The 17,741-nt window shown below is 59.2% G+C and carries 23 protein-coding genes and 2 pseudogenes; 12 read left to right on the forward strand and 13 right to left on the reverse strand.

Features of this window, described 5'->3' with window-relative positions; translation table 11 throughout:
* The 5 genes from SO139_RS41245 to SO139_RS41265 all read right to left on the reverse strand — a co-directional run.
* The coding region (locus SO139_RS41245; protein WP_498541837.1) for a B12-binding domain-containing radical SAM protein at positions 1-1,217 on the reverse strand (1,217 nt) is incomplete at its 3' end.
* 141 nt (positions 1,218-1,358) lie between these two features.
* Positions 1,359-1,781 (reverse strand): Rap1a/Tai family immunity protein, encoded by a 423-nt coding sequence (locus SO139_RS41250; RefSeq protein ID WP_474801546.1) that lies wholly within the window; start codon positions 1,779-1,781, stop codon positions 1,359-1,361.
* 527 nt (positions 1,782-2,308) lie between these two features.
* Positions 2,309-3,010 (reverse strand): hypothetical protein, encoded by a 702-nt coding sequence (locus SO139_RS41255; protein ID WP_498541838.1) that lies wholly within the window; start codon positions 3,008-3,010, stop codon positions 2,309-2,311.
* A 498-nt stretch (positions 3,011-3,508) separates the two neighbouring features.
* Positions 3,509-4,093: a protein-S-isoprenylcysteine O-methyltransferase gene (locus tag SO139_RS41260; protein ID WP_474801550.1), complete on the reverse strand. Its 585-nt coding sequence runs from the start codon at positions 4,091-4,093 to the stop codon at positions 3,509-3,511.
* Positions 4,094-4,098: 5 nt separating this feature from the next.
* Positions 4,099-5,331, reverse strand: coding sequence for a hypothetical protein (locus SO139_RS41265; protein WP_474801552.1), 1,233 nt, complete (start codon positions 5,329-5,331; stop codon positions 4,099-4,101).
* A 190-nt stretch (positions 5,332-5,521) separates the two neighbouring features.
* Between SO139_RS41265 and SO139_RS41270 the strand changes: the two genes are divergently transcribed.
* Together SO139_RS41270 and SO139_RS41275 are read left to right on the forward strand one after the other, a co-directional pair.
* Positions 5,522-6,244 carry an SGNH/GDSL hydrolase family protein gene (locus tag SO139_RS41270; protein ID WP_474801554.1) on the forward strand — a complete coding sequence of 241 codons (723 nt, stop codon included), beginning with the start codon at positions 5,522-5,524 and terminating at the stop codon, positions 6,242-6,244.
* 183 nt (positions 6,245-6,427) lie between these two features.
* Complete coding sequence (locus SO139_RS41275; RefSeq protein WP_474801556.1) at positions 6,428-6,688, forward strand: hypothetical protein; 261 nt, start codon at positions 6,428-6,430, stop codon at positions 6,686-6,688.
* Between the two features lie 421 nt (positions 6,689-7,109).
* Here SO139_RS41275 and SO139_RS41280 read toward each other — a convergent pair whose 3' ends face one another.
* On the reverse strand, positions 7,110-8,483 hold the full coding sequence (locus SO139_RS41280; protein WP_474801558.1) for a glycosyltransferase family 87 protein: 1,374 nt from the start codon (positions 8,481-8,483) through the stop codon (positions 7,110-7,112).
* 323 nt (positions 8,484-8,806) lie between these two features.
* On the opposite strand from SO139_RS41280, the gene SO139_RS41285 reads away from it, so the two are divergent.
* Positions 8,807-9,019: a hypothetical protein gene (locus tag SO139_RS41285; protein WP_474801560.1), complete on the forward strand. Its 213-nt coding sequence runs from the start codon at positions 8,807-8,809 to the stop codon at positions 9,017-9,019.
* 251 nt (positions 9,020-9,270) lie between these two features.
* Here the strand turns inward: SO139_RS41285 and SO139_RS41290 are convergent, their stop codons facing one another.
* Positions 9,271-9,639, reverse strand: coding sequence for a hypothetical protein (locus SO139_RS41290; protein ID WP_474801562.1), 369 nt, complete (start codon positions 9,637-9,639; stop codon positions 9,271-9,273).
* A gap of 190 nt (positions 9,640-9,829) precedes the next feature.
* The gene (locus SO139_RS41295; RefSeq protein ID WP_474801640.1) at positions 9,830-10,216 is read right to left on the reverse strand and encodes a recombinase family protein; all 387 of its coding nucleotides are present in this window, start codon (positions 10,214-10,216) and stop codon (positions 9,830-9,832) included.
* Between the two features lie 67 nt (positions 10,217-10,283).
* On the opposite strand from SO139_RS41295, the gene SO139_RS41300 reads away from it, so the two are divergent.
* The 5 genes and pseudogenes from SO139_RS41300 to SO139_RS41320 all read left to right on the forward strand — a co-directional run bounded on the left by SO139_RS41300 (position 10,284) and on the right by SO139_RS41320 (position 13,635).
* The gene (locus tag SO139_RS41300) at positions 10,284-10,478 is read left to right on the forward strand and encodes a hypothetical protein (protein ID WP_474801564.1); all 195 of its coding nucleotides are present in this window, start codon (positions 10,284-10,286) and stop codon (positions 10,476-10,478) included.
* A 190-nt stretch (positions 10,479-10,668) separates the two neighbouring features.
* Entirely contained in the window at positions 10,669-11,055 is a 387-nt protein-coding gene (locus SO139_RS41305; protein ID WP_474801566.1) for a hypothetical protein, read from the forward strand.
* A gap of 166 nt (positions 11,056-11,221) precedes the next feature.
* Positions 11,222-12,286: pseudogene (locus SO139_RS41310) on the forward strand (IS110 family RNA-guided transposase).
* A gap of 867 nt (positions 12,287-13,153) precedes the next feature.
* Positions 13,154-13,408 carry a hypothetical protein gene (locus SO139_RS41315; RefSeq protein ID WP_498541839.1) on the forward strand — a complete coding sequence of 85 codons (255 nt, stop codon included), beginning with the start codon at positions 13,154-13,156 and terminating at the stop codon, positions 13,406-13,408.
* Positions 13,408-13,635 (forward strand): hypothetical protein, encoded by a 228-nt coding sequence (locus tag SO139_RS41320; RefSeq protein WP_474801568.1) that lies wholly within the window; start codon positions 13,408-13,410, stop codon positions 13,633-13,635. Before SO139_RS41315 ends, SO139_RS41320 begins: the two co-directional genes overlap by 1 nt.
* On the opposite strand, the gene SO139_RS41325 is transcribed toward SO139_RS41320, so the two are convergent.
* Positions 13,632-13,832, reverse strand: coding sequence for a hypothetical protein (locus SO139_RS41325; protein WP_498541840.1), 201 nt, complete (start codon positions 13,830-13,832; stop codon positions 13,632-13,634). The two genes, SO139_RS41320 and SO139_RS41325, sit on opposite strands and share 4 nt — an antisense overlap.
* Positions 13,833-13,940: 108 nt before the next feature.
* Here SO139_RS41325 and SO139_RS41330 point away from each other — a divergent pair, with 108 nt between their 5' ends.
* Complete coding sequence (locus SO139_RS41330; protein ID WP_498541841.1) at positions 13,941-14,411, forward strand: ATP-dependent DNA ligase; 471 nt, start codon at positions 13,941-13,943, stop codon at positions 14,409-14,411.
* 179 nt (positions 14,412-14,590) lie between these two features.
* The gene (locus SO139_RS41335; RefSeq protein WP_474801574.1) at positions 14,591-14,809 is read left to right on the forward strand and encodes an ATP dependent DNA ligase; all 219 of its coding nucleotides are present in this window, start codon (positions 14,591-14,593) and stop codon (positions 14,807-14,809) included.
* A gap of 231 nt (positions 14,810-15,040) precedes the next feature.
* Here SO139_RS41335 and SO139_RS41340 read toward each other — a convergent pair whose 3' ends face one another.
* On the reverse strand, positions 15,041-15,487 hold the full coding sequence (locus tag SO139_RS41340; RefSeq protein ID WP_474801576.1) for a hypothetical protein: 447 nt from the start codon (positions 15,485-15,487) through the stop codon (positions 15,041-15,043).
* A gap of 150 nt (positions 15,488-15,637) precedes the next feature.
* Here SO139_RS41340 and SO139_RS41345 point away from each other — a divergent pair, with 150 nt between their 5' ends.
* Positions 15,638-16,174, forward strand: a complete 537-nt coding sequence (locus SO139_RS41345; protein WP_474801578.1) for a hypothetical protein — start codon at positions 15,638-15,640, stop codon at positions 16,172-16,174.
* Here the strand turns inward: SO139_RS41345 and SO139_RS41350 are convergent.
* Positions 16,147-16,551 (reverse strand): hypothetical protein, encoded by a 405-nt coding sequence (locus tag SO139_RS41350; RefSeq protein WP_474801642.1) that lies wholly within the window; start codon positions 16,549-16,551, stop codon positions 16,147-16,149. The genes SO139_RS41345 and SO139_RS41350 overlap by 28 nt on opposite strands.
* 212 nt (positions 16,552-16,763) lie before the next feature.
* On the opposite strand from SO139_RS41350, the gene SO139_RS41355 reads away from it, so the two are divergent.
* Entirely contained in the window at positions 16,764-16,955 is a 192-nt protein-coding gene (locus SO139_RS41355; RefSeq protein ID WP_474801580.1) for a DUF3606 domain-containing protein, read from the forward strand.
* A gap of 100 nt (positions 16,956-17,055) precedes the next feature.
* Here the strand turns inward: SO139_RS41355 and SO139_RS41360 are convergent, their stop codons facing one another.
* Both SO139_RS41360 and SO139_RS41365 read right to left on the reverse strand, forming a co-directional pair.
* Complete coding sequence (locus SO139_RS41360) at positions 17,056-17,178, reverse strand: hypothetical protein (protein WP_474801646.1); 123 nt, start codon at positions 17,176-17,178, stop codon at positions 17,056-17,058.
* 151 nt (positions 17,179-17,329) lie between these two features.
* Positions 17,330-17,644 (reverse strand): annotated as a pseudogene (locus SO139_RS41365) (hypothetical protein); the annotation flags it as partial.
* Between the last annotated feature and the right edge of the window lie 97 nt (positions 17,645-17,741).

Below are 17,741 nucleotides of genomic sequence, written 5' to 3' on the forward strand. Positions count from 1 at the left end.
ATGTCACGAAGCGGACGATTGGTGTCGAAATTGCAGCCGAGCGTGCATTGATCGCCCGCCTGCTCGACGTTCATGAGGTCATGGCCTTCATGCAAACGGCCTTCATTGGCTAACCGCCGCGTCAGCTGTGTACCAGGCAGCGCATAAAGCAGTCCAACCATGCAGACTGGAATGCTCGCCTCCTCGATGAAGTCAACCATTGCCTGTCCCATCGCGGCCTTCTCGGTATCGAACCCGACGATGAAGCCCGCGGTGACGAACATGCCGTAGCTATAAATCTTATGGATACACTCGGCGATGTTGCGCCTGGTGTTCTGTTTTTTCTTCATCTGCACGAGCGTCTCCGGATCCGGGCTCTCGATGCCGACGAAAATTCCAAAGAAGTTTGCGTCCTTCATTGCCTGCAACAATTCGCTATCGTCCGCGATGTTAATAGAGGCTTCAGTCGAGAACTCGAACGGATAGTCGCGCTCTTCCAGCCAGTCCTTGAGCCGCGGCAGCAGGGTGCGGAGGTTTTTCTTGTTGCCGATGAAATTGTCGTCGACGAAATCGATATGCCCACGATAACCGTGATCATAGAGCACTTGCAGCTCAGCGAGGATCTGATCGTTGGTCTTGGTGCGCGGCACGCGACCATACAGCTCGATGATGTCGCAGAACTCGCAGGTGAACGGACAACCCCGCGAATATTGCACGCCAATGAAGAGATAGTGATCGAACTTGAGCAGATCGTAGCGGGGCATCGGGCTTTGCGTGACGTCAGCTTTGAATTTCTCGGCGACAAACACGCCCTTGCGCTCGCCGCCCTGCCAGGCGGCGATGAAGTCCCCGATGACCTGCTCGGCTTCGCCGAGCACCTGGAGGTCCGCGTCCGCGTAGAGATGCGGGCTCGAGGTGACGTCAGGCCCGCCGACACATACGGGCTTGCCGTGCAGATGGGCGAGATCGATCAGATAGACGGCATCGGGCTGCTGGTTGAGCATGCCGCCGGTCATGACGAGATCGGCCCACTCGAGGTCCGCGTCAGTCAACGACTCGGTGTTACGGTTGATGAGACGGATGTCCCAATGCTTCGGCAACATGGCCGCGACGGTGATTAGGCCGAGCGGCGCCGCCGGATATTTCGCGCCGACGAGTTCGCAGGCTTCCGTATAGTTCCAAAACGAGTTAGGAACGAACTTCGGATAGATCATTAGGACGCGGCAGGGGATCGTCATGCTGCTCCGGCCCGGGCGTTGAGGGCACAATGCCACGCAGTTTGTTGGCGCTCATGCGTTCGTATAATGTCTACTGCGCCGCCTATTTGGCGCCTTTGAGGCGTCTCCTGATCTGCGCTCTTCGGTCGCGGTGGGAGTACTTCATTGTTTCGATTTTTTCGACGCGCGTTTTTTGGGTTTCGGGCCACCTGGCGCCTCGGCATCGTCCCCATGGCAAGGCCAAGTATCTCTGAACGCCTCGAGTGCAATGGTAATCCCTGGTTCATTCAGTCGATCCGGATTGTTGTCAATGTATTGTAGAAGGACCTTGGCACTTTCCAAGACACTGCCTTGCGCGGGGGGGCATGCACGCACCTCAGCTGGCAGATTTGGTGAAAAGAGCATCGCAGTCTCGATCATTCCCTCACATGCGCCGGCGAACCGGGCTTCGTCCTGATCACGAAACGATTTCTGAACAAGTAGTCCGCAAGATTTCTGCGCGTCGGTTCCTTTATCAACGACCGTGCCGCTGACCCTCCCAATGAGCAAGAGGACCAGGCTGGCAAGAATGATATGGACCCGCATTAGCGTCCCCTGAATACTGGTGCGAAAACAGCGGCGATGAGTGCCCTGATGGTACAAATTTCGATCCTGCGCGTCCTTGCGCGAAATTTTATGGACTACAGACAGATTCTGGAGAGCCTCTATCAACTTGCCGCCTACGCGAGTCGCATTGATTGATTGATGTCAGTGCTCGACGTTCGAGGCAAGTGAACAACTGTCTGCCGATGACCTCGTGTTCTAGGACGAGCGCCAGGGACTTTACCATCGGGTCGCTACGGCCATTGCCCGAGCGAAACGCTTTGACTTGGCTAACCGCTCTCACCTGCGCCAAGCAACTCGTCGTCAGCACGCGTCGCGATCGCCTCGACCGCAGCCTCTGCGCATCTTGGACCGTTCGCGGCGGATCCTCCCGACGGTTGTTTGTCCGCTTTGGACGGTCAACATTGCGCCGCGCTTTCTCGGATGACGCCGCTCATTGAATTCGTGGGAAATCGAGGGCCTGTCGAGACGGCTGACAGGAAAGCTGGATGAGCTCAATACTGAGAGACCTAGCCCCGCTCGGGTTCAAGCTGCACCGTTTTTCGTCCCCCGTTCAGTTCTCTAAGTTTGTTTACGTATGCCTCAGGCGTTAGCAGATGAAACGGAGCGTTGAGGCCCATAAAAGTCGCTATGCGGCCAATGAAAGCAGTGCAGTTGGTCGTTGCCGCATTCCATAGCGGCGAAGTCTCCTGCAGGTGCTTGATATAGGCAAACACCTTCTGGGCATCGGCCTCATTCAAGTAGACGCGGTAGCTGGCCGTCAGATATTGCTCGTCAAGATCACCATAGGTCGCACCTGTCTCCGAGGGGACAAATATCAGGTGACCCAAAATGTACGGCACCTCGTCGCCGGCCGGAGCCAGACCAGCGACCTCGACCTGCTTTTCGCTCGTCTTTCCGTACCAGACGAATGCATGACCGTACGTTGATGCCGTGCGGGCACGAAAATCAACGTAGTAGGGACCTTTGGCAGCAGCTCTTCGAACTGGTTTTACATCCGATGCAGCCGGCGGGGCGCCTGGCGTAACAGCAGCCATGCTGTCCGCATGGTTCGTTGCCGAATTGGGGGGAGCGTCCCGTTGCTGATCGTCTGCACGCGCCACGAGTGGTTGTGCGCTACTGAACCCAGCCCCCAAGCCCACGAAGGCCGCCAGCATGGCGGCCCTCGCAAATAGCTCCAGACCCAGATATTTCCGAATCACTACCGCCATCTTCGAATCCTCTTGGATTCAAGATCCGCCATAGATAGTCCGCCTACCCCAAACGAACGCCGCCGGCGCGCGAATGGATAGCCAGATCAACCTTTGGTCACCAACGGAGCCGGGGCCGCGACCGGGTATTTGCCTACTGGACTCTTGCCAACGGGGTATTTGCCAACGGGGTATTTGCCAACCGGCGTGGGGGCGGCGGCAACAGGCTGAGGCCGTGGCATGTCGGCAGCAACTGCTGTCCCCGCGAAAGCTAATGAAGCGATTCCAAGGATCACGAATTTCGACATCGGGTTCTCACATGATTCGGCTGGGTTGGAATTCACCTGACACACATAGAAATAACCTGACGCTAGCAACGCCGGCAATGAATAGACCAAGGAGTCGGCAGCCCCGATAGCCGTTTTTTGCTGCATGTTGCGAAAATGGCACGCAAATTGAGGCGTTTGGTTCCAGGTCGACTTCGTGGTCTTACAGATCAAGACGTGTCGGGATTCTACTTCACAGTATCCGCGGGAAGACCCGACCGGTCCGTGCCATATACTCGCGATAGTTGTCGCCAAACGTCTGCAGCATCATTCGCTCTTCTCTTGCGACGCGGCCAAAGAACAAAGTGCCGAAGCCGGCCAGGCCCGCGAAGCCGGCAATCCAATTAGGCAGCAGCAATGCCTGGGCGATAGCCCACAGCCAAAATGCCGAATACATCGGGTGTCGAACTCTCCGGTAAATCCCTTCCGTCACGAGTTCATGATTCTCCCGCACATCGAGACTTATCGACCAATTTCGGCCGAGTGCACGATGAGTCAGATGAAACACGCCCAAAGCAGCAATCGCAAAGAGAGACCCCAGCCAAGCCAACGAAGGATAAAAATTGTGAGCCGCGAAACGAGGTATTCCTGTCGCTATGTAGACGAGCGGAACAAGTCCAAGTCCCGAAAGAGATATGAGCAGGAGCACCGTTTCCAGGGGGCCGCGAGCGCTCCACACAATCCTCGCACGGCGGGAACGCCGCGCGTACTTATGGCGTATGAGGTACCAGCCGATCGCCAAGGCAACGAAAATGACTTTCGAAATGGTGGGCGTCATTTGAATTAGGCCGCCGCGCCGGGACGACCTGGCAGTTCACTTCTCGAGAGCGGCGCGCTCGCAATAAGCCCTCCGTCTTCAGCGATCATCGACACGGCGCCATCCGGGGCGACCGTCTGGGATTTGGCTGAAATAGGTCCGCATGTGAGCATAAAGTAATCGTACGATGTTCGCCTGTCATTTCCACTGACGAATTGGTTGTGCACGCGAAAGAAATTGAAGCGGATACGTTGATACACGGCGTCGTCAAGCATTCGACTAAGTCTCACGACCCTGACGGTCGCCTCGTTTTCTGCCGCCAAGCCCATATCGGCCATCGGCCGGCTTTTGTAAAAGTTCAACAGATCGATGAGGGCCTGATAGTCGCCCCAGAAGATCGCGCGCGAATTGGCGACGCGTTCGACCGCCATGCGAAAGGGTATCGCCTTTGGGTGCAAGCCTATCTTGAGTATGGATGATCCAACGCTCAAGAATGTGACGGGAATTTTGTTCCGATCGAGCGCAGGGGCCAGCTTCAAGGCGCGATCAAGTAAATCAACGGCAAGTACGGCGCCAAGACTATGCCCTATGACCAAAATTTCGTCTGCGGTGGAGTTGCTCGCCGCAGCCACGAACTCCGCGGCCAACCTATCCAGCTTCTGCTCCATTTCCGAATTACCGCATCGAACGTACTCGTGAGAAAAAATCCAGTCGTCGAACAAGTCGCTCAGGTGCAGCCAGTGCCACGGCCCCGCCAAGGCGGCTGCGAACCCGAAGAGACCGCCACCGGCAGCAATGAGAATTGACTCGGTGATCTTGAATGCAACCACGCCAATCAAGAAGGCGGCCGCGATGAGCAATCCGAACATGACCAATGGATAGAGAAAGAAAAGCGCGTAGCGCCAGTTGCTCAGCAAGTAGCGCCAAAGAGTGCCGGATAAAACGAAATCAAGAAACGCAAGAATGCCGATGGAAATGCGTGAGCCGAGGCTTCGACGCCCGAAGGCCTCAATTACGTCGTGCCATCGGACCAGACGGTAATCGGTTTCGACGAGCCAATCGGGGCCGGTTGTCGTCACATTCCATTGCATTTGGTCGGCGGTATCATGCGAATTGTCGACGACCGCTTTCACTGACCAGGTACGTTGGAACCTGGCAATCTCACGCACAAAGCGTAATTGCGCGCTGACAGGCGACGTAATCGGATCATAGCCGCCGATATGGAATACCAGCCGCTTCGCTACAGGAGTTCCGGACATGGTCTTACCGCGACTATCCGCGGATTCATGCTCGCTGTACACGCATCAATGGACCTGTAATCAAATGACAGAAGCGTTTGACGCCAAGGGTTGTCAAGAGAGAATCGACCAGTTATTGGGGAACATGTGTCAATTTATTCTGCCATGCGCAAAGCGAACCGCTCGAACAATAGTGTCGATCGGTGCTGCCATGATGATCGGGCTGTCCAGCACCGCGCCCTCACAAGCGCAGGACGAGATATCCTCTGGAGAGAGATGTCTTGCGGCAAATTTGGATATCTCGCTGGGCGCGCAACTGCCCCGCACGGGGGCGCGTTTGAGATCTGGTGAGCCGATAAAGATTGTGGCGATCGGGTCATCGTCGACAGTAGGACTCTGGCAGCTTAGGTCCGCGGCAACGTACCCGGAGGTGATGCGCCGAGAGCTCTCGAGGCTTAGATCGAGCGCCAAGATCGATGTTATTAACAGCGGTCGAGTCGGCGACACCATTCCGAACAACATCGCGCGCTTCGAGCGTGACGTTTTCGCCCACGCACCTGATCTCGTTATCTGGCAATTGGGCACCAATGACGTCGCCTGGGGTGGTCGGCCGGACCAAGGGCTCAAGAGGAGCGTTCTTGAAGGGGTAAGGGCGCTTAAGGCAGGCTCTGCCGATGTCGTGCTGATGGATCTGCAATATGCGCCGCAAGTGCTCGCTTCAGCTAGCTACCCAACGATGGAGGGCATCATCGCCGATGTCGCGAAGCAGGAACGGGTCGGGTTATTCTCTCGTTTTGCGCTGATGCGAAATTCGATCAGTGCCGGAGTTGCGCAAAGCGCGCTTGTAACGTGGGACGGATTGCACAACACCGCCGATGGTTATGATTGCATTGGACGAGCCCTTGCCCGAGCCATCTCAGCGAGTGCTCGTTGAGAGGACCTAGATCAGGGGAATCGAAGGCTGCGGCTTCGGATGAGTTTGGGCATCGGCCCGGACTCCGGGCGCCGAGCGTGCAGATGCCCGCGAACGCGAACAAAAACCCATTCTCCTCGACAATCGCCGCAGTTCTCGCAGCGGTGACAGCAATTCGCTCCGACGCTGTCGGGAGGCGCGCTCATGTACCATTATGGCAGTCAACTTGTTGACCTGTTACTGGTGCTTGTCGCCGCGTGGATGGTGCCAGCCGCCATCTTTATCATCTACGCCTATTTTGCTCGTCTTAAGAATCCTGTCACCGAATCGGTCTTTGGACGTGCGGTCATCCTTTCCTTGTTCATCATAACCATGTCGATTTGGCTCCCGATCATTGTGGCCGCCATAGTCCTATCACTGATCGGCCATTTGTGGTCCCGCTTCAGGATAAAACCGCGCAAGTAGATAGTGGCGCCTCAGCAAAATAGAAAAGCGAACCAAACAAATGCCGGCGTGTCTCCTAGTTCTGACGATAGCGGCAATCAATCTTACAACAATCGCCGCGGCTGCAGAGTGGTGACCCTGATGTCTGGCGCCTCTGCAGCAGCCAGATTCCGGATGTGAACAGAATTGTCGCCTGCCTGCAGCAGAATACACCCCGGCTCTCTCCGGGCTGTCGAGCGGTAATTGCAACTGGCGCGGCTTCGCGGCCTGCTGGTCCAAACGGTCGGATCGTACGGTCGCAGCCCTACGCTGTGTCTCCGCCACCGTATGCCAGGCGCCCGTCACCTCCATATCCATACTACGAGGACGATGATTATTAACTAGCGTGAGCGCGAGATGGACCGGCAGTTCATTGGTGTCCACCAGGGCGATGTAGTCGTCTTCAACGTGCTCGACGAGCCGATGTGTTTATCTCGTGACTTGCTATGGTTCTCGGCGCTGCTGCTTTTAGCTCCGCCGCAGCTTTCGAGCCAGACGCATCTGGCGGATGCCTGATGTGCCAGACCAGCGCGCCCGCAAGAACGGCGGTAGCGGCGAGGTTGTTACCCCAGGCCTGCAAAACCAGGGGAAACGGCGGCAGCGACAGCAGCATGAGGATGCCAGCTGCCGCCAGCGCGATCCAGGTTCCCAGCCGCACGCGGAAGCGCTCGTCGAAGGCGGCGCGATGCATCAGCACCGTTATCGGGAAGAACAGCCACATGAAGTAATATTGTCGCGCCAGGGGCGAGGCCACCGTCATCAGGCAGAACAGGATGCCGAGCTCCTCGGCGTCCGACCGTTCGGTTCGCCGCCGCTGCGCAGGCATCACAGCGAGGAAGCCGAACCCGAGCGCCGCCGACACCGCGAGCACGATCCAGTTCGCAGTTTGGTATTCGACGTCGATCACATTCATCGTGCGCGGCGGCTTGCTTGGATCGTCCTGATTCCAGTTGACCGGCCGCACCAGGCGGTGCGTCACCGCGATGATGGATTGGTTGACCCACGACCAGTTCTGCTCGTCGCGCTTGCCAAAGCCCTTTTCCGAGCTCGAGCCGACCATGGCCTGGTACCAGGTCTTGAGCTCATTGACGTTGTGGTCGAAGCCGCGGATCGGCGCCGGCACTACGAAGAGCAGAAGGCCGATGCAGGCGATCGTGCTCACGACGGCCGCCCACTGCCGGCGCCAAACCAGATAAGGCAGCACCGCAACCGGAAAAACCTTGATGGCGGTGGCGAGCGCGAACATGAAGCCGGCGAGCCAGGACCGCTGGTGCTGGAGGCTCCAGAAGCCGTAGAGCATCATCGCCAGCAGAAGCAGGTTCGGCTGGCCGAGGTCGAACATGTCGAACACGAAGGTGATGGTGACGAAGGCGGGCAGCGCCTCCAGCCAGCGACCGGGCGTGTGTCCGGAGCCGGTCATGGCATTCGAGAGAATTCCTGTGTACCACCACGCTACCGCGTTCAGGATCGACAGCACGACATAGAGTGGGATCTTGCCGAACCAGCTCGGGATCGCGAGCAGGATCGCCGGCAGCGGCGGGTAGATATAGGCAAACATCTGTGTGACGTCAGGATAGAGCGCCCCACCCTGAAGTACCTGCTCGCCCGCCCAGTACCAAAGCGCATAATCCTTGGTCTTGCCGTGACCGAATATTTCGGGACCGAGCACGTCGGCGGTCAACAGGACGCAGCAGAAGAGGAAGAGCAAATCGAGCGGGGCGCGCAGCGACGGAGACCTGAGCGCGCCGGGTTTGGTGGGGGAATGGGTGGCGGTCACAAATGCCTTCTGAAGCCAAACAAAAACGTTCGATAGATGTGAATGAAAACTCCAGCTGCAAGTAGGCTCCCTCTCCGCCCAAACGGGGCGAGGAGAGCTACGGCTACACAGAAAACCGTTTCGACAAAAGTCTACCCAAGCTGGCGCCTGACGACATCATTGAATGGCCGGAAGGCGAGCGGGCAAGGATCATATGGGTCTCGGAAGACGGCAGCAGATTCCGCGTCGAGGGCCTTCCGACGCTGCTGAGGGCGACAGACACCTTCACGGTGGTCAGCAAACGAGTGGTCGTTCCGGATTAAACGAGCTGAGGATGCTTTTGGGTGTTAGCGTCCTCGTCGCGACCCTTCCGTGCAGTCAATCGCTACGTCGGCAACTTGCAGCCGATGTCCAGCGTCTTCTCGGACTATCCCGCGCCGGTGATCCGCGACACCGACACCGGCAGAGATGACCCCGATGCGCCGGGGCATGTCGCCACCACCGCGCACCGGCGGGTCGCCGGTCACCAACTCCCGGCCAACAGCTTCGCCGAGTAGGCGGGTTGTGCAGCTTTGCTTTCGCATCTACTCTGTAATTCGAATATCGCATTGGCGGGGGCCACCCATAATGGGCCCGTTTTGCGGGGAAACCAAAGTTGAGCCCATGGCATGACCGCTTGGCCTACAGGCGTACCCGAGCTTGGGGGAATGCTAGCCGCGCCAGCGGGGTGATTGCCGATGGCACATCAGCGGCACATGGCTACAACAAGACCAGCTAGAACAATGAGATAGGCCGCTAAAGATCACCCTCATAACCTGAAGGTCATAGGTTCAAATCCTATCCCCGCAATCAACGCTCCCCTAGACTCTAGGGGTTCGGCCGCCCTCTCGGAAATCCTGAGCAGGGCGGCGAGTTGGCCGTAAATGTCGATCCGCACAGGTTTGTACCGGCCCTGTGGGTGAACGACGACTTTCTCGACAATCTCTCGAATAGCCTCGTGGGCAGCCAGACGGCTGTCCGCATCCGACTCCGCGAGAGCCTGCTTCAAGTTCCTGATCTTGTCGCGGTAGGCGTTGCCTGCGTTCGGGTGGAATTCGACCGTTGGCGGGACGACCTCGGCAATCGCGGCCTCGATCTCGTCGCGCTCCGCTTCCAAAGCCGCCAACCGGTCACGCAAGGCACGCTGGGCGCTTCGCCGAGCAAGGCGTCCACCGCCTTTGAGATCGAGGCGTTGACGTTGCCCAGTCGCTTTTCGAGATCGCGGCGCCGGTGGGCGGTCGAGCCGTGAAGCTCGCGCGACATCCGGTGATACTCGCGGACGTACTCGGCGACCAGCTCGGGCGCCGCCAATTGCTCCTCGATGCCTTTCAAGACCAGCGCTTCGCCTCGCGTGCGATCGTGCGCCGGTTATCGCACAGGCCGGTCTCCTTCATGCGGGTGCAGAGCAGGAGCGGCCCGCGCTTGTCGTTGCCGCCGACAACATAGCCGGACCCGCAGCATCCGCATTTGATCAGGCCGGACAGCAAGTTCTTGGGCCGGGTGGCGTACGATCCTTTGGGACCGCCGCGCTCTTCGCGCCTCGCGCGGACCTTCGCCCAGGTATCTGCATCGATTATGCGCAGGTGCTCGGCTTCCACAGACATCCATTGATCGCGTGGATTTTCGCGGCTGATGCGTTTGCCGGTCTCCGGGTCTTTAATGAAGGTTTGGCGGTTCCAGATGATGCGTCCGGCGTAGAGTTCATTTTGCAGGATACCGTTGCGTCAGCATCTGTACACAGCGTCTCGCTGGAAACACCCTCTCGTTTGAAAAGGAAAACCGATGGCCGAGAGCAAGCTGCCGTCACACGATGCATTCGTTGTCAGCGGCGATGGTCGGAAATCAACGTGGATCCGCGTGGGGGCCGCGTGGCCGAACGATGATGGCAAGGGCTTCAACATCGTGATCGCGGCAGGACTGGCGGTCTCGGGGAAGATCGTTCTTCGTGAACCGAAAGTCCAGGATGACAAGGACTGACGCCCTCCAAAGACGATCAGCATTGCGAACAGGCCTTCCTCCAGGAGGGCCATTCGCATTTCTTCGTCGCTGATCGCCCGAGACCAGCGCGGCCCTAAGTCACTTGTCTGGTAAGGAAGAGCACAGCTTGCTAAAAGCCGAACCTGGCCCGATTGCCCCTCACCAACCACGCCTATCTTGGAAAGCCAGCATGATCGCAGTTCTCATTCATTGGCGCATCAGGCCCGACGACAAAAACGTACAGGCCTTTCTCGACCACTGCAAGGGTAACAACACCATTGGCGATCGTACCGGCCTCATTGCGGAATTCCTCAGTGACTCGCTTCCCGTCAAGGAATTTCCCGATACCACATGGCATTTGGATCCGGATTCCCTGGGCAACTTTCGATCATACGTGACTGTCGGCCTGTGGAGCGATGCTGACGCATTCAAGACTCAGGTAGGCAACTACTTCAATGATCAAAAGCCGATGCTGCAGTTCGAGAAATATCGGCGTCGCCGGGTCATGTTCGATCCGGTGGGCTGGCGTATTGGCCAGGCTCCCTTGCCTTCCACAGATTCCGCGGAGGTCAAGTAGCCAAGGCTTCTGTGTTGGCTTTTGATGAAAGAGCGGGCGTGCCTTCGGCCGGGCTTTAGGCGTTGCCCGGAGCCGCCACGCCATCTCCGCTAATGGGATGGTCCGGCCGTGCTCCCGCCCCGCCAGCAAGTGAAGCTGGCAAGGGGTGCCAAAGAAGGAGCACGCCATGTCTCAGACACCCAATACCGCGGTCGCCGTGATCGGGATCGATATCGGCAAGAACTCGTTCCACGTCGTGGGCCACGATGCACGGGGCGCCATCGTGCTGCGGCAAAAGTGGTCGCGTGGCCAAGTGGAAGCGCGGCTCGCCAATATGCAGGCTTGCCTGATCGGCATGGAAGCCTGCGTCGGCGCACATCACCTGAGCCGCAAACTCGCATCGCTTGGTCACGATCCCAGGTTGATGCCGGCCAAATATGTCCGCCCCTATAGCAAAGGACAGAAGAACGACTTTAATGATGCTGAAGCGACTGCCGAAGCCGTGCAACGCCCGACGATGAAGTTCGTGGCGACCAAGACCGCAGAGCAACTGGATCTGCAGGCGCTGCATCGGGTGCGCGAGCGGCTGGTGTCGCAACGCACCGGCATCATCAACCAGATTCGCGCCTTCATGCTGGAGCGCGGGATCGCCGTGCGCCAGGGCATTGGCTTCTTGCGCACGGAACTGCCCACCATCCTTGCGACACGCGCCGATGCCTTGTCGCCACGCATGTTGCGTGTCATCGAGGAGTTGGCAGGCGACTGGCGCCGGCTGGATCAGCGCATCGATGGCCTATCCGGCGAGATCGAGGCACTGGCCCGTCAAGATCAGGCATGTTCGCGCCTGATGACGGTGCCTGGCATCGGGCCGATCATTTCGAGCGCCATGGTGGCCGCGATCGGCACTGGAGACGTATTCTCCAAAGGCCGCGACTTCGGCGCCTGGCTCGGACTGGTGCCCAAGCAGATCTCGACGGGAGACCGCACGATCCTCGGCAAAATCTCAAGGCGCGGCAATCGCTACCTGCGCGTTCTGTTCGTGCAGGCGGCATGGGTTGTGCTGGTCAGGATAAAGAACTGGGAACGCTAGGGGCTCAAATCCTGGATCGAAGCCGCCAAGAGGCGGTTGCACCACAACGTGCTGGCGATCGCACTCGCCAACAAGCTCGCCCGCATCGCCTGGGCGGTGCTGGCCAAAGGACGTGCCTTCGAGCTGACGAGGACCGACGATGCAGGCGTCCGATCCGCTTGATCCTCGCGCCGTGCTCGGCGCCGTCAAGGCGCAGCCTGGCAACGCCGGAGCCCGCCGCAAGCCAAGCGCGACGGCCGGCCTTGACCGCCCCTGCGCGCGACGCGACCGACGTTCTGCGGGCCGGGACGAAGGAACGACCGCCAGGCACGAACAAAGGAACACGCGAAGTGAGGAGCTATCGATGACGTAACAACACCCTTACCCGCCGAGGTCTGCGAGAGGATGAGACGACGATGGAGGATCGGTCTTCCCGGCGCATGAAAACCCTGGTGACCCAAATGGCCCGGTCGAGGCCTGTCCGCTAACTAGATCGCATGCGCGCTGATATCCATGATGGCCCGGAGCACTTTGCTCCAAGCAGAGGCCGGATACATTGATGCAAGACCGCAACTACCGGATCGTCGAAATCTTCTTGCACCGCACGGCCGGACCATACACTTCGGGTCACAATCCCTCACACAAGGCATAACGCACTCCTCGCCGGAGGCACTCGGTCAAGCATCTGCCTGCGGCACCGCTAGCACTGATGCGTGCGCCGGGTGCCTTCTTAACCGGTCTCGTCGCCGCAGTCGGTCCCGCATCCCGCTTCGCGGCGTTATGCTGATGCTCTTGCGGCTGCATATTTGCCCGCTTGCGCTTTCGCTTCAGCCTTTCGACGTCCACGCCATCCCAGCCGCCTCAAGGCCAAGCTCTGTGGGCGCTTCGCGGCCTTGACCCGTCCAGCCTGGCGAGGGCAGGGGCTTCCCATTCGCTAAGCCGAATTCCGCCTTAGCCGCCTCTCTGAGCAATGGCGCCACCTCAAAGCGGCTTGACTCATTGTTCTCATTTTGTTCTTTTTGCTTTTATCTGCTTTTCTAAGGCTGAACCATGCCCCCACTCGAATACATCCGTTCCGAGATTGAGCACTTGCGGCGGCAGATCAGCCGTCAGCAGAAGGAGATCCTAAGCCTGCAGCGAGCCGGCATCAGAACGGCGTCAGCCCAAGCCCTGCTTGTACGAATGCAAGCCAAGGTCGACAGCCTGGTCGCGGAGCGTGATCGCATGAAAGGGGAGGCGAACCTGGGAAAGACCTACGGTTCAGGCAAGCGGATCAATGGAACGCCCGCGCATCGCAGGGTGTGATGGACAACCTGCGGCGGTTTCCGGCGCCATGGGTCATGGAGGAAGACCGGGACGGGTTTCGTGTGAAGGACGCAAATGGCTTCTACATCTGCGGGGTCATTCACCGGGAGGATCTGCACCGCCGCGGTTACCAGTACGCCGACAGCTATCTGACCCGTGATGAAGCGCGGCGGATCGCCAAGGCCATTTCGCGTCTGCCGGAGCTGCTCAAGCGGCCGCAGTATTAGCCTGCTTCGCCGCCGTCCTTCCGAGGACGTTGATCAGGCCAGCTCACGGCCACGGGCGGTATCGGTATCGGCCTTGTCCGGTGCTTTTCGTAGCGCGACGCGAGGTCGAGCAGCCGCCGCTTGATAAACGGGTCGGCCTTGTCAGCCAGCTCGCGGATCAATTCCGACCGTTGTTTGTTAAACTCTTCGTCCAGCATGGGATTGCCAAATAATCCCGATTATACTGGCAGGCATTGTCATTTGTTGGTTTTGAGTTGCGTATGGTTAAGCGTGTCAGGTCCCGCGTGCGTGCCGCAAAAGCGGAGATGCCGGGATTCATCAAACCCCAGCTGGCTGCGCTGAAGGTGAAAGCGCCATCGGGGGACTGGATCCACGAAATCAAGTACGACGGCTACCGAGTCCAGGTGCATGTCGACCGCAGGACTGTCAGAATCTTCACGCGCAATGGGCATGACTGGACAAAGCGATTCTCAGCCATCGCCGGCGCCTTCAGGCTCAAGAGCCAGAGCATTTTCGACGGCGAGGTGGTCGTCGTCCATGAGGGACGGACGAATTTCTCGGAGCTGCAGGCGGACCTCGCCAAGGGCCGTCAGGACAGGATGCTGTTCTATGCTTTCGACATCCTCTTCCACAGCGGCGAAGACCTTCGGGGAAAACCTCAGCTTGAACTGAAAGAGCGCCTGAAAGAACTGATCGACATGCTCGAACCGCCATCCTCTACAGCGAGCACCTTGACGGGGACGGGCAGGAGCTGTTCGAGCATGCCGCCAAGCTGAACTACAAAGGCATTGTTTCCAAGAAGGCGGACGCTCCGTACCGTTCCGACCGCAACGAAGCCTGGCTGAAGATCAAGACGGTCCAGCGCGGCGAATTCCCTGTCGTCGGATTCATCAAGGACCCCTCGGGCGTCACCGCTCTGCACCTCGGCAGGCAGGAAGGCAAGGAGCTGGTCTACATGGGGAAGGTGGGCACCGGCTGGAGTCGGACCACCTCAAGCCAGATACGCAAGGCGCTCGATACGGTCGTGAGTCCAAAACAGAAGCTCACAAAGGCCATCCAGAAGCCCAAGGCGACCTGGGTCGAGCCGAAGTTCTATGCCGATGTGGAATACCGCGATATCACCTCAGAAGGTCTGCTGCGCGCCAGCTCATTCAAGGGACTGAAACGGCGCTGAGCTTGCAGGCTCCCAGCTTCGCGCAACTGGTGCTGCTGACCTCGTTCACTGCGGGTGTTTGCAATCCGACGGGAGTCTCCCCGGAAGCACACCGCTTCGCTTGATATCAGAATGTAGCGCAGCGCGAATTTGACCAGCCCGCCCACCCTCTACAAGGCGGTTGACGTGTTCGCCTATCCGCGCCCACGCAACCGCCGCCGTGACCGGCAGCGATAGCTGCATTAGGCAGCCTCATTTTCGCGTCGCAACGAATTTGCAACGGTACCTGTACTGCTGGACCCGGAGGTCCGTAAGGCTCTTGTCGACCTTACGGCCCTCTTCCGGCAATTCGATCTTCTCGATCGTGAAGTCCGGGTATTGCTTCTTGTAAGCTTCCCATTGAGGGTCGCAGTAGTCCCTGGTGGACCTGTGCTGGCCGCCGTCGACAAAGCCGGAGTCGTAGTCTGCGAGCTGGGGTACCGGAGGCCCGGGCGGTTTGATGGGGTCCGGAAACGTCGGGCTGATATACATCAGCACCACGCCGATGGCGACGATGAAGAAGGCGGGTACGTCAACCTCGATCGTCATACCGCCCACGCTGATCTTGAACTTTCCGGGCTGGCTCGACGGCCGCAGATACCAGGTGGCAAGGCCAATGATAATGAGCGCGATGCCCAAATAGAATGAAATGCGATTCATCGACAATGCTCCTGTCAGAACTGCAACGTCACACTAACCGGTCGGCACTGAGCCCGGCTCGGATAAATGCCTGACGCGGCTCCAGGTTGCGGCCCTCAGGAACAGGCGCGCTGCCTGAGCGTTTTCCGCACGTGTGGCCTGGAGTAGGGTATGTCCCCCGACAAGCGTGTCGCAATGGCGGTCCGTCAGGCCCAAGGGGTTCTCGCGGGGTACTTCGAGCCCGGCGGGCGCGATTGCGAGGCCGCCATCGATGAGCTGCCGGCCATTCTGGAGGACGAACGGCTCGTTGCCGCTCTAGCGGCGCTCGACGGGGGTGAGCGCGCAGTTCGCGCAGTTGCGGAGCTCCAGCAGGCCCTCGACCACGGCGAAACCCCACTGGCGCCGGAGCCGGTTGAGATCAATCCGCCGGACCTGCCGCCGCTACCCGAAGAGGACCGTCCCCAGGATCCCTACATGGATGGAAGCGGCTTGCGGTTCGACTGCTATCGCATCCGGACGCGTGAACACGCGGGTGAATATCCCGACACCATGCCGCAGCTCATCGAAGTGATCGATGCCGAAGGTCGCCGGGCCTCCTATGTGCCGCTCAGCAAGGACGGCAAGGTCGTTGACAGCTCGGGTATCGTTCAGGCGCTGGAGGATTGCGGGAAATTGAGCCCTCACGGCTCGCCGTGCGACAGAGGCTGACCCGCACGGGAAACCTGCCGAGCCGTTCCCAGTGGCAAGACGAGCTGCACGCCAAGCGGACGTGTCGCACATGCCTCGATGAACGCTTGCAGCGCTGGTGTTATCTCTAGTGACTCGTCAACGACCCGCTGGGCCACTTCGTCGGCGACGTCGGCTGTGGCATCGCGCGACCAGCCTTCCGCCGGGTTGAAGGCGACGACCCGAACGGGATAGGCGTAATCACCTGAAAGGATGCCGCGCAAAATGCTTTCGAGATCGGTCTCGGTCTCGTCCGTTTCGCGCCATGCGCAGCCGGCGCGGGCCCCGAAATCCTCAAGCACGATGTAGATGTCGCGGTCGAGCCGGTCGCTCGGGATGATCGACGGTGAGTGAGCCATGCGCATCTCAGTTCTCCGCCGCCCGTTCGAGGACGTTAGAAAGCGCCTTTGACCCGGCAGGCTGCGATGTCACGGACCCACTCCACGCAACTGACACTGCGGGACTCGAGTCTTTGCCGGAGGATTCGTTCCGGCTCTCGCGTCGTCCGCAGGGGGCCGGGTGAGGAACCAACTGATTCTTCTGGCGTTTTCGCGTAGCAAGGAGGAGCAGCATGGCGAAAGCGAAGAAGAAGAATCAGACCAGCCGCGGCCGCAAGCAGGATCGCGCCCGCGTGGCGGGCGGGCAGAAGCATGAGGTCGCCTACGAGGCGAAGAAGACTCGTCGCTCGGCATCGGCCGTGAAAAAGGCGGTCAAGAAAGTCGGAAACAGCCGGAAGAAGGTGGAGAAGCGGCTGGGCCGCTGATCGCGGTGGATCGAAATGCAAAGAGGCCCCGGAAGACGGGGCCTCTATGCGGTCCGGCAGTATCCGAGGCGCGGGATCCTGGACGCCTTTCTTGGTCTGATCAGGACCATGTGCCTGGCTGAGCGGCAAAGCGGAATAGCGCAATCTCGATCACCTCCGGTGCTACGTTGTGAAGCGTGGCCAGCGCGGCGGCTTCCTCGACGTAGCTGCTGTAGCTGAGCACGCCTTTCGCATGGAGATTCGTTGAGCCGAGAAGGGATCTTGTTCTCGGAAAAGAGCTGCCCCAAGGACCCGAAGGATCGATGATCGCCTTGATGACGTTGGCATCGAAAATCAGCGCGGGGCCTTCCAGGAAACGTGAGCCTCGCAAAGTACGCCATCTTGGTTGTCGTCGCGAACCCCAGCCCGGGAACCAAATTGTTCAGCTGGGCAATAGCTGCAGTAGCCGAGGTCGTCGTGAGTCTGAATCCGGCTAACGCCGCAGCAAACTGCGGCGCTACTTCGAAGGCTTGTGCGAAGCTGAGCCATTTGCCGCCCGGCATTGAGCCGCGGGGGAAGCCCCAGACGACAGCCGCGATCACCCCCCACTCCGGATTTGCATCGGCGATCTCGAACACTTGACGTCGAGATAGCTTCTGGCCAGGCGACTGGCAGGCCTGCAAAACCGCATCCAGGTTCGTTGTATCGCGGAGATGCTGTCTGTGTTTGGCGGCGGGTTCAACTCATCGCCGCAACACATTCTGCGAACTTCTCAGCTGGGGTTTGAAAGAGCAAGGTCTTTCGTGG

The sequence above is a fragment of the Bradyrhizobium sp. UFLA05-89 genome (genome assembly GCF_059803475.1).

Excerpts from the sequence above, each read along its gene's own strand:
- SO139_RS41250 (WP_474801546.1), bottom strand. The coding sequence starts at position 1,781 with ATGCGGGTCCATATCATTCTTGCCAGCCTGGTCCTCTTGCTCATTGGG.
- SO139_RS41255 (WP_498541838.1), bottom strand. The coding sequence starts at position 3,010 with ATGGCGGTAGTGATTCGGAAATATCTGGGTCTGGAGCTATTTGCGAGG.
- SO139_RS41260 (WP_474801550.1), bottom strand. The coding sequence starts at position 4,093 with ATGACGCCCACCATTTCGAAAGTCATTTTCGTTGCCTTGGCGATCGGC.
- SO139_RS41265 (WP_474801552.1), bottom strand. The coding sequence starts at position 5,331 with ATGTCCGGAACTCCTGTAGCGAAGCGGCTGGTATTCCATATCGGCGGC.
- SO139_RS41270 (WP_474801554.1), top strand. The coding sequence starts at position 5,522 with ATGATGATCGGGCTGTCCAGCACCGCGCCCTCACAAGCGCAGGACGAG.
- SO139_RS41275 (WP_474801556.1), top strand. The coding sequence starts at position 6,428 with ATGTACCATTATGGCAGTCAACTTGTTGACCTGTTACTGGTGCTTGTC.
- SO139_RS41300 (WP_474801564.1), top strand. The coding sequence starts at position 10,284 with ATGGCCGAGAGCAAGCTGCCGTCACACGATGCATTCGTTGTCAGCGGC.
- SO139_RS41305 (WP_474801566.1), top strand. The coding sequence starts at position 10,669 with ATGATCGCAGTTCTCATTCATTGGCGCATCAGGCCCGACGACAAAAAC.
- SO139_RS41315 (WP_498541839.1), top strand. The coding sequence starts at position 13,154 with ATGCCCCCACTCGAATACATCCGTTCCGAGATTGAGCACTTGCGGCGG.
- SO139_RS41320 (WP_474801568.1), top strand. The coding sequence starts at position 13,408 with ATGGACAACCTGCGGCGGTTTCCGGCGCCATGGGTCATGGAGGAAGAC.
- SO139_RS41325 (WP_498541840.1), bottom strand. The coding sequence starts at position 13,832 with ATGCTGGACGAAGAGTTTAACAAACAACGGTCGGAATTGATCCGCGAG.
- SO139_RS41330 (WP_498541841.1), top strand. The coding sequence starts at position 13,941 with ATGCCGGGATTCATCAAACCCCAGCTGGCTGCGCTGAAGGTGAAAGCG.
- SO139_RS41335 (WP_474801574.1), top strand. The coding sequence starts at position 14,591 with ATGGGGAAGGTGGGCACCGGCTGGAGTCGGACCACCTCAAGCCAGATA.
- SO139_RS41340 (WP_474801576.1), bottom strand. The coding sequence starts at position 15,487 with ATGAATCGCATTTCATTCTATTTGGGCATCGCGCTCATTATCATTGGC.
- SO139_RS41345 (WP_474801578.1), top strand. The coding sequence starts at position 15,638 with ATGTCCCCCGACAAGCGTGTCGCAATGGCGGTCCGTCAGGCCCAAGGG.
- SO139_RS41350 (WP_474801642.1), bottom strand. The coding sequence starts at position 16,551 with ATGGCTCACTCACCGTCGATCATCCCGAGCGACCGGCTCGACCGCGAC.
- SO139_RS41355 (WP_474801580.1), top strand. The coding sequence starts at position 16,764 with ATGGCGAAAGCGAAGAAGAAGAATCAGACCAGCCGCGGCCGCAAGCAG.